Here is an 8,779-nt window from a genome sequence, read left to right as displayed (position 1 = left end):
TTCGCGTCAGCAATAGTCTCAATTCAATACTTGATATCACCGTATTATATATCAAGTAGTTGATTTTTTCCTAAAAATATATTGATTTTTGTCAATATAAGTATAGTTTTGTCTATGAAATTGTCAACTTAGGACTTGCTCTTCCCAGTCCCCAGTCACCGCGCAATAGTAAGTTAAGACTATTGACACCCATCTGAAAACCTGATATATTATCTCCTGATAAGGAAGAACTATCTTAAAATAAGTAAATAAACATAAATATTAAATGAAAACAAGGTTGACATCTGCCGTTGTCATACTGGGTCAAAATAGTATCACAGTAGCAAGGAAAATTACAAGTATTTTACCAGGAGCGAAATTATACGGGTTAGTAAGTCGTACCTGTGATGTTGATGTAAGCTTTACAAACTTTGGCGATACACTGCGCGAGTTGTTCGCCGCTGGCACACCGATAATTGGTATATGTGCGGCTGGGATTATAATTAGAACTTTAGCACCACTGATTACAGATAAAAGTCAAGAACCACCAGTATTAGCTGTAGCTGAAGATGGGAGTGCAGTTGTCCCGCTTTTGGGTGGACTAAGTGGAGTAAACGAATTAGCACGGCAAATAGCAGCAGCTTTAAAAGTACAAGCTGCCATTACAACTACAGGAGATTTGCGTTTTCGGACAGCGTTGTTATCTCCTCCTTTTGGATATCATTTAGCTAACCCAGAGAATGCGAAAAAATTTATATCTGACTTATTAGCAGGGGCAAAAGTTAAATTAGTAGGAACAGCACCTTGGTTGAGTGAAAGTAACTTACCTATTGATGAAAATGGGGAGTTAACTATTGAGGTGACAGAAAAAAAAGTAATTCCTCAACCTGACTGTTTAGTTTATCATCCCCAAAAAGTAGCGATCGCCATTACTTCCCCCAACTCAGGAACACTTAGCCACATTTACGAACTACTAGAAGAAGCGCAGGTTTCACCCAAAGCAGTCGCAGTTATTCTTGCACCTCTTTACCTCGCTGCTGATCCCATACTGGAAAATATCGCCCACATTTTTCAAGTACCCATTCGGTTTTTTGCAGTCAGTCAACTGACAAAATTTACCACCCAAGGATACTGTTTTCATGAAGCAGTTGTTTGTGCAGGTACAGAACCAAATAACAAATCTTTGTGTTCTCCATTTTCCCAGATTACTCTGAGTATTTCTCCAGAAATTATCAACCCCGAAACCATCGGACAACCACAGGGAAAATTAGCCATTATTGGTACTGGACCTGGTGCATCAAAATGGATGTCACCCGAAGTTAAAGAAATTCTCAATCATGCTACAGATTTAGTTGGTTATAAGACTTATATTAATTTAATTGGTGCTTTAGCTGAAGGTAAAAAAATTCATGAATCGGATAATAGAGAAGAAGAAGCAAGGGCAAAAATGGCCTTAGACTTAGCCGCAACAGGTAAATATGTAGCAGTAGTTTCTTCAGGAGATCCCGGTATTTATGCAATGGCCACCGCAGTTTTTGAAGTCATAGATAAATATCAACAACCAGAATGGCAAACAATTGATATTCAAGTAGCCCCTGGTATTTCCGCCATGCAAGCCACCGCAGCAGCTATTGGCGCACCTTTGGGACATGACTTTTGTGTAATTTCTCTTTCTGACATTTTAAAACCTTGGGAAATTATCACCCAACGTATTACAAACGCAGCCCAAGGTGATTTTGTAATTGCATTTTATAATCCTATTTCCAAAGAAAGAACTTGGCAATTAGAAGCAGCCAAAAATATCTTACTAAAGTACAGAAAACCAGATACCCCGGTAATATTAGGGTGGAATCTTGGCAGACCAGGACAAACGGTAAAAGTCATTAATTTGGAACAATTAAAACCAAAGGATGCTGATATGCGAACCTTGATTATTATTGGTTCTTCCCAAACTCGGAAAATTGAAACCAGTGAAAAAGATACAAGAGTTTATACACCACGTCGTTATCAATTGATAATTGACAATTGATAATTGACAATTGTTTCATTCCAGGTTCATTTTTAATTGTCGATTATTGTAAATTCGTGATCCTAAATAAAACCCCAAGAATAACAGATTATTCTCAGGGCTTGTCATACCTGACCACCTTTACCTTTTTAATTTAAGTTAATTTAAAAATACCATAAATCTTCAGAACTTAAAGACATAAATATCGGAATTATGTCTAAAAATAAATGTCCGATTTTAGTAATTTTTGCTATGCTATTAGACAAATTGTTTTATATAAAACATCCAAATATTTATGAGGTTTATGAGGTGATTTTCCTGTTGATATTTCCTAGAAAATTGCCAAGATTCAGAATATAGAATATCCTTAACCAAAGTTGTGCTAACAAAAGTCAAAATCATCATCGCTGTTGGAGTCAGACTTGATAATTTATCTACAAAATTGGTTCTCTGTAATTACAAATTTGACAATAATTCCCTACAAACATTCCGGTCAACGTCTCTAATCACTCATCAAGGCTTATATAAAAAGATAAAATTCAAGTAGTTATGTCTAGTCTAATGCTTGTAAACCCTTGATTTTTTGGTTTTGATCATCAACAATAAAAGCATCATGTTTCATACATGATTGTAGCCAATAAAAGTGACAGAAGCCCTGATATATGTCCGCTCTTGCGGACATTTTATTATTCATTTTTTAATAGTTAATTTTCAGTCAATATCTAAATTGATTGAATAACTAAAACCCGTCTTTCCTGTTTCCTGATCCTTGCTGTTTCCTGCCTACACACTTCAATAATGGATAATTAACAATGGACAATTGACAATGACCTCTCTCTGAAAGGAAGAGGATTGAAAAAATTGTCAAAGTCAAAAGACATAACTACTACAATTATGTCCAAAAAATTAAATAACTGGTCAGTGACTAATACTGACACTCTATAGCACCGGAATCAACTATTATTATTCCTGATAGCTGTTCTCTTGAATTGAAAGATTTAATCGTGTATCCTTAGCAGTCAAGAACATTATATCAAGCAAGATGATGAACAAATTTATACTAAGCCTCTTTTCTTCTCCTGTATTGATTAGCTCCTGGTTGACTATGGGAGTGATGCTCAAGCAAGCCCAAGCGATAGAACCAACAGTTAAAAATACATCCCAGAATACAGCCCAAAGTAAAGATAATTTGTCCTGTATTCGCAATAAACATAAAGTTGGTTTAGTATGTGCTAGAGCTTCTGTATTAGCTCAAATTCCAGAGTATCAACCCCAAGCAGAAGATTTTGATACTCCTGCTGATATTCAGATGCTAGAGTTCAATATTGAAGAAAGCAATATGGCCGTGGATTTATTTGGCTGTGATTGCCCTGCTTGTATAAATTCTTTACGAGCAATGCGTGGTGTAACACCTTTAGTTTATTAAGGAGTGGTGACTGGTGAGTGGGGAAGAAAATTTTAGATTTTAGATTTTAGATTTTAGATTGGAGATGACAAAAACAATCCAAAATCCATGACTCCTATTCCCCATTTCCTATTCCCCATTTCCCATTTCCCCTTGAAAAATCAATAACTTCCAGCCCATGTGATCCATGTATGGGATAAACCTATATGCAGAACTTCCTCAGTCATCTCTGGTTCAGAAATGATTGCACCAGTTAAATCTGCATCATAGAGTTCTGATTCTTCGATATTGCTACCAATCAAATTGGCTTTTTGAAGATTAGCACTGCTGAAATCAGCACCACTGATATCTGCTTCACTGAGGTTTGCACCCAGTAGGTTAGCTGACGTTAAATTTGCGGCTCGCAAGTCTGCACGACTGAGGTTAGTTTCCTGGAAATTAACTCTTGTCAAATCAGCACCAATCAAATTTACTTCACTCAAGTTTGCACCTTGCAAATTTGCGCCATTGAGATCGGCATTGGTCAAATTTGCTCTAGATAGATTACATTTACTCAAGTTGGCTTCACTTAAATCAGCACCACTCAAGTCAGCTTCAGATAAATTAACACCAGTTAATTCAGCTTGAGTTAACTGTGCCTGATGCAGAATTGCTCCCTTAAAATTCCGTTTTCCTGATGTATATTGACTCAGGAAGCTATTAGCGTCCATAATTTTACCTCTCTGTGTCTTTAGATAAGTTCAACTCCTCAAACCACGCAAAAGACAATCGGGTTATTCTATTGTGCTAAAGATTTTAGGATTTTTAATCTTTCCTTAATAGAAAGATACTTAACTTAATAGTAAGGACTTAAAAAGTAATAACGTAAGTTGCTAGTTAGGGAAACTGTCAGAATCAGGATTTCCAGGATTGAAGGATAATCAGGATTAAAACTAGGATTTTACAGCAGTTTCCAATTACCCATTACCAGCCTCAACTAGATGACTAGTACAGCTTGGCGCAAGTAAACCCACCATTAAAGTTGGTGAAAAATCTGTGATTTGAAACACTTGTGAAAGGTAGGCGTATTTATGCCGAGAGGTACTAGCAACTTAGGTTAATAGGCAAAAGGTATATTTTTGGTAAAGAGCGATCGCAATTATCATCCCATCATTCTTCTTGATCTTGATTCAGAGGTCACATTCTGAAATTATGATCACAAATCCTTTAGACACGAGTGAGAACACGAGAGCGATCGCCTGGAGAATCTTCAAAAATTGCCCCGCGTTCAATTAAGTCGCGCTTCATAGCTGGAGAAATGCCCTGATTATCTCCAAATATTGCATTTTTAACTGCTGCACCGCTCAGGTAGGCGCCGCTCAGGTTGGCACGGCTCAGGTCGGCACCGCTCAGGTTGGCACCGCTCAGGTTGGCACCTCTCAGGTTGGCACCGCTCAGGTTGGCACGGATCAGGTTGGCACGGCTCAGGTTGGCACGGCTCAGGTTGGCACGGCTCAGGTTGGCACGGCTCAGGTTGGCACCGATCAGGTCGGCACCAGCAAAGTCTTGTAGAGGATCTAAACCAGCAATTTCTACCAGAGCAGAAAAGTCATCGGTTTCTGCCTCGACAACTCGCTGAATCAGGTCTTGAAGTTTCTGAATAGATTCTTTATTAGCCATAGTGCAACTCTGCTCGACTGAGATAGGGTTGTAACTTTGATTTCAGCAGTTCCTTCCTGAACCATGCCTCTAAAATTATCTGTTTATTGCGACTTGTATCCGTTGGATATAGTCCTTCTGTTGCCATTAAATGCACATATTGCTGTGAAACCTCAAATGTTGCTTCCACAAAACATGGCCTGTCTTGTAACTGCACAGTTCCTAATTTCTGATTCTGGAGTGAGCCTATCAAAACTGTTGCGCCAATACTTAGCTCAAACTCCCAAGTTGGGTGTGATTTTGAACCATTTGTAGTTACCTGACACACAGCCGGTTTAAGCTCAATTTGTCCATCCAGTTCACGGGAATCATCAGGAATCTCACCATTTTTCAGCTTTAGCTTCAGTTGTCCACCTTTCACACCAAACTTAACGCGCACTGTTCCTAATGCTTCCCACTGTTCGTTAAAGTGCATGGTAACAGGCAGATCAATTTGGTCAGAATTGACTGGAATTGCTTGTAGTTCCATGTACAGGCAATCTGGGTATCTGTTTTCATGTTGCGGTTGAGGTGTACTAGATGGAAGTTGTTGCATTGCCAAGGTGGACTGAGGATTTGATAGATTTCCTTGTATATACGCTAACATGATTTAGCTCAACCTTATCCTTTGTTAAGGAAAATAAAGGTTATAATCTATCGAAATGATGAGCAAATGCCGATAAAACCCTAAATTACCAATATTCTCATGACCTCTGATTTGACATCTACCCTTACGTCTGATTTTCTCAGCATTGTCTCCCAAACTGCTGCTGCATATCGAGAAGGGAGCAAACCCCCTACTGCTGAGGTAGTAGTCAATGCCTTGCTGCAAGCAGAAAAGACCGCCAAACAACAACGGCTTAATTATCCCTTTCCATCTCTGATTGGTAAATGGCGGTTGTGCTTTGCTACGGGGACTAAAAAAGTCAGACAGCGCGGAGGAATTATTTTAGGTAAGGGTTTTTATGTACCTAAATTGGTGAAAATTCATATTTCTTTTAGTGCCACTACTGAAGATGCTTTAGTTAGAGGCGAAATTGCTAATCAGGTACAATTAGGCTCGATATTATTAAAGCTGACGGGACTAGCAAAATATTTAGGCAAAAAAAATTTATTGGCATTTGACTTTACCCAGATGCAGATTAGTTTATTTAATCGTGTTGTTTACAATCAACCAATTCGTTCTGGTAAAGTTGAATCTGAGGATTTTTATAACCAACCCATAGCTAAATTACCCTTTTTTGCCTTCTTCTTAGTTACGGAAGATTTCATTGCAGCGCGTGGCCGTGGGGGAGGTTTGGCTATCTGGGTTAAGGAAGCTTAAACAGGCTAAAATGCAAACTCAACAAAATTCGGGAAATGTTGGGTTTCACTTCGTTTAACCCAACCTACAATTTTCTTAGTTTGGGTAACGCACTGTGTTTATTTTATTGGAACAAGTTGATCTTGGGAAAAAATTGCCCCTCGCTGTTTGAGTTCAAATTTAACATCATCAGCCAGTCCAGCGTTATTACCAAATTGAGCATTTATCACTCTGGCACTCGTGAAATTTGTCTCAGTTAAGTTAGCACCATTCAGGTCAGCACCACTGAGGTCAGAATTAATCAAGTCAGCATTACTCAAGTTGCTATTTTTCATGTCAGCATGACTGAGGTTAGCATCTATTAGCGTTGCATTACACAAATTAGCATCCACTAAATAGGCACGGCTGAGTTTAACAGATCGTAGTTTTGCATTCTTGAGGTTGGCACCACTCAAATCAGCGCGGCTCAAGTCAGCTTCACTTAAATCAGCAGCACTGAGGTTAAAACCATTGAGGTTGCAACCAACGCCTTTGACACCAACTAAATTAGCTCCAACTAAATCTGCAAATGGATTTAGTCCAGCACTTTTAATTAATTCAGACAAGTTTTCTGTGTCTGCTTCCAGAAGCAGTTTTACTTGCTGTGGAATTTCTTCTTGTAAAACAGGTATCTTACTTGTTAATCGCCGCTGGGTTAGTCGTTTCTCTTCACTCCAAGCAACAAAACCAATTCCCGCAATAACACTTAACCCGACAGTAAAAGCTGGAGGATTCCCACCTGTGAGCAATAACATGACTAAAAAACCTACACCAACTTGAGCCGTTTGCTGAACTAAAGAATTCAATCCAGCTTTAGCTTCTTGATAAAGGCTAATTTGCTTGCGGCTAGTTAATGTCATAATATTGCTGCTCCTATGGTTTCCGCAAATTCTTAATATCCGCCCAAAAACGAGCAATTATCCGACCAGCAAGCACAATCCACAGTAAGAAATCTGATGTAACGATAATAAAACAAGCGTAACAGGATGCACCTAATGGATTTTCTTTTAAACAAACACCAAAACTGGAAAAATCTTTACCAATAATGATCTTACCAATTAATCCGGGAACTTGCAAGAGAATACTGAGGGCGATCGCATCCTGAATGGAAGCATAGACTGTTCTCCCCAAATCTCCCATCAATCCATAAAATAACTGATCCACAACTTCTAGAATGTTCATCACCACTTTTTTGGTATTATTCCCCAAGCGTGTATTTGCTACAGGAGATTGTGCTACAGGCTGTGGTGGTGATGGTGGTTGTGGGTTCGACGGCTGTTGCTGACTCATACTAATTTTTTAATATTTCTAAAAGCGATCACTCTAAGCTGTTGTGCATTTAATTTGTATAAGTGGAACAGGCATCTTGCCTGTTAAACAAGAGTTCAGAACATTAGGATTATACAATTTAGCTGTGTAACAGCTTATCACTTCACTCACAAAGTGATTACCTTTAAGATTAAGATGAATACTATCGTGATATAAGCTTTCGGGGTTATAAATTGAGTTGAATTGTGGTAAAGAATCTATATAATTAATTGGCTGTTCTTTGGTAAAATCAGATAAACGTTTACGAGCAACAATTTCATAATCACGGGGTCTTGGTTCACCAATTTCTCTGAATAAGGGAGTCATGGCTAAAATAAATTTACTGTTGTTTTCTTGAGCGAAATTTTGAATTTTACCAATAGTTTCTAAATTAATTCCCACGCGATCGCCTGGTTCTTTTTGTACTGCTTCTAGTTCGGGTATGGGTTTTTGTTTAATTAAATAACGCTGTAAAAATTCTATAATTGCTAAAGGCGGTTTATGATCTGGTTAGTTGCGATCGCGTCCCACAGGTAGGGAGGTGGGAGCAGTAGCAAATAAATCATCAGTGTTAATTAATAACACTATCACCTGAGCTTGAAAATTGCCGAAACGCTGTAAATAAGCTAATTCGTTTCTTGGTCCCCAGGAGTTAGCAGAAGTATTTAAAACTTTCACTTGTTGGTAATTATTCTGATATTTTTGAGATTTTAAAGAAGTTTCAATTAAACTAGAAATAGTATTTTGTTGAACTGTCCACCAACCGCCATTAGCAATAGAATCACCTAAAAGCAAAATTCGCAGTGTCAATGGTTGAGGTGTTTTTTGTATTGTCGCACTTCGCACAGAATATTCATTAATTTCAATGCGGTTGCCCATACGACGGGTGCTTTGATTAGGTGATAATAAATAACCAATTTGTTCATCACCAATGTAAATGAGAGGATTACCAAAACCAAACAGCGATACCTTCGGTAAGCTTCGCTAAAGCAATTCCCCAATCACCAGTCCCCAGTCCCCAGTCCCCAGTCCCCAGTCCCCAGTCCCCAGTCCCCAGTCC

At 38.5% G+C, this 8,779-nt stretch carries 9 protein-coding genes and 1 pseudogene; 3 read left to right on the top strand and 7 right to left on the bottom strand.

Annotated elements, in window-relative coordinates; translation table 11 throughout:
- Positions 1 to 265 precede the first annotated feature (265 nt).
- Positions 266 to 2,008, top strand: coding sequence for a precorrin-3B C(17)-methyltransferase (gene cobJ / locus PN497_RS11950; protein WP_096568151.1), 1,743 nt, complete (start codon positions 266 to 268; stop codon positions 2,006 to 2,008).
- A gap of 532 nt (positions 2,009 to 2,540) precedes the next feature.
- Here cobJ and PN497_RS11945 read toward each other — a convergent pair.
- Positions 2,541 to 2,681 (bottom strand): hypothetical protein, encoded by a 141-nt coding sequence (locus PN497_RS11945; RefSeq protein WP_193942914.1) that lies wholly within the window; start codon positions 2,679 to 2,681, stop codon positions 2,541 to 2,543.
- A gap of 351 nt (positions 2,682 to 3,032) precedes the next feature.
- Between PN497_RS11945 and PN497_RS11940 the strand changes: the two genes are divergently transcribed.
- Complete coding sequence (locus tag PN497_RS11940; protein WP_096568149.1) at positions 3,033 to 3,413, top strand: hypothetical protein; 381 nt, start codon at positions 3,033 to 3,035, stop codon at positions 3,411 to 3,413.
- 140 nt (positions 3,414 to 3,553) lie between these two features.
- Here PN497_RS11940 and PN497_RS11935 read toward each other — a convergent pair whose 3' ends face one another.
- The 3 genes from PN497_RS11935 to PN497_RS11925 form a co-directional block, all read right to left on the bottom strand.
- Complete coding sequence (locus PN497_RS11935; protein ID WP_096568147.1) at positions 3,554 to 4,102, bottom strand: pentapeptide repeat-containing protein; 549 nt, start codon at positions 4,100 to 4,102, stop codon at positions 3,554 to 3,556.
- A 496-nt stretch (positions 4,103 to 4,598) separates the two neighbouring features.
- Complete coding sequence (locus tag PN497_RS11930; RefSeq protein WP_096568145.1) at positions 4,599 to 5,051, bottom strand: pentapeptide repeat-containing protein; 453 nt, start codon at positions 5,049 to 5,051, stop codon at positions 4,599 to 4,601.
- A complete protein-coding gene (locus PN497_RS11925) occupies positions 5,044 to 5,676 on the bottom strand; it encodes a hypothetical protein (RefSeq protein WP_096568143.1) in 633 nt (210 codons plus the stop codon). Before PN497_RS11925 ends, PN497_RS11930 begins: the two co-directional genes overlap by 8 nt.
- A 99-nt stretch (positions 5,677 to 5,775) precedes the next feature.
- Between PN497_RS11925 and PN497_RS11920 the strand changes: the two genes are divergently transcribed.
- Entirely contained in the window at positions 5,776 to 6,393 is a 618-nt protein-coding gene (locus PN497_RS11920; protein ID WP_096568141.1) for a hypothetical protein, read from the top strand.
- 98 nt (positions 6,394 to 6,491) lie between these two features.
- Here the strand turns inward: PN497_RS11920 and PN497_RS11915 are convergent, their stop codons facing one another.
- The 3 genes and pseudogenes from PN497_RS11915 to PN497_RS11905 form a co-directional block, all read right to left on the bottom strand.
- Complete coding sequence (locus tag PN497_RS11915; protein ID WP_096568139.1) at positions 6,492 to 7,271, bottom strand: pentapeptide repeat-containing protein; 780 nt, start codon at positions 7,269 to 7,271, stop codon at positions 6,492 to 6,494.
- 13 nt (positions 7,272 to 7,284) lie between these two features.
- The gene (locus PN497_RS11910) at positions 7,285 to 7,701 is read right to left on the bottom strand and encodes a hypothetical protein (protein WP_272110231.1); all 417 of its coding nucleotides are present in this window, start codon (positions 7,699 to 7,701) and stop codon (positions 7,285 to 7,287) included.
- Between the two features lie 33 nt (positions 7,702 to 7,734).
- Positions 7,735 to 8,685: pseudogene (locus tag PN497_RS11905) on the bottom strand (SGNH/GDSL hydrolase family protein); the annotation flags it as partial.
- Positions 8,686 to 8,779 lie beyond the last annotated feature (94 nt).

The organism is Sphaerospermopsis kisseleviana CS-549 (genome assembly GCF_028329225.1).
In the GTDB taxonomy this organism is placed as follows: domain Bacteria; phylum Cyanobacteriota; class Cyanobacteriia; order Cyanobacteriales; family Nostocaceae; genus Sphaerospermopsis; species Sphaerospermopsis kisseleviana.
Note: the sequence above shows the minus strand (reverse complement) of the source record. Positions and strands in the feature narration are given on the sequence as shown.

Coding starts and splice junctions, on each gene's coding strand:
- cobJ (WP_096568151.1), top strand. CDS start 266: ATGAAAACAAGGTTGACATCTGCCGTTGTCATACTGGGTCAAAATAGT.
- PN497_RS11945 (WP_193942914.1), bottom strand. CDS start 2,681: ATGAATAATAAAATGTCCGCAAGAGCGGACATATATCAGGGCTTCTGT.
- PN497_RS11940 (WP_096568149.1), top strand. CDS start 3,033: ATGAACAAATTTATACTAAGCCTCTTTTCTTCTCCTGTATTGATTAGC.
- PN497_RS11935 (WP_096568147.1), bottom strand. CDS start 4,102: ATGGACGCTAATAGCTTCCTGAGTCAATATACATCAGGAAAACGGAAT.
- PN497_RS11930 (WP_096568145.1), bottom strand. CDS start 5,051: ATGGCTAATAAAGAATCTATTCAGAAACTTCAAGACCTGATTCAGCGA.
- PN497_RS11925 (WP_096568143.1), bottom strand. CDS start 5,676: ATGTTAGCGTATATACAAGGAAATCTATCAAATCCTCAGTCCACCTTG.
- PN497_RS11920 (WP_096568141.1), top strand. CDS start 5,776: ATGACCTCTGATTTGACATCTACCCTTACGTCTGATTTTCTCAGCATT.
- PN497_RS11915 (WP_096568139.1), bottom strand. CDS start 7,271: ATGACATTAACTAGCCGCAAGCAAATTAGCCTTTATCAAGAAGCTAAA.
- PN497_RS11910 (WP_272110231.1), bottom strand. CDS start 7,701: ATGAGTCAGCAACAGCCGTCGAACCCACAACCACCATCACCACCACAG.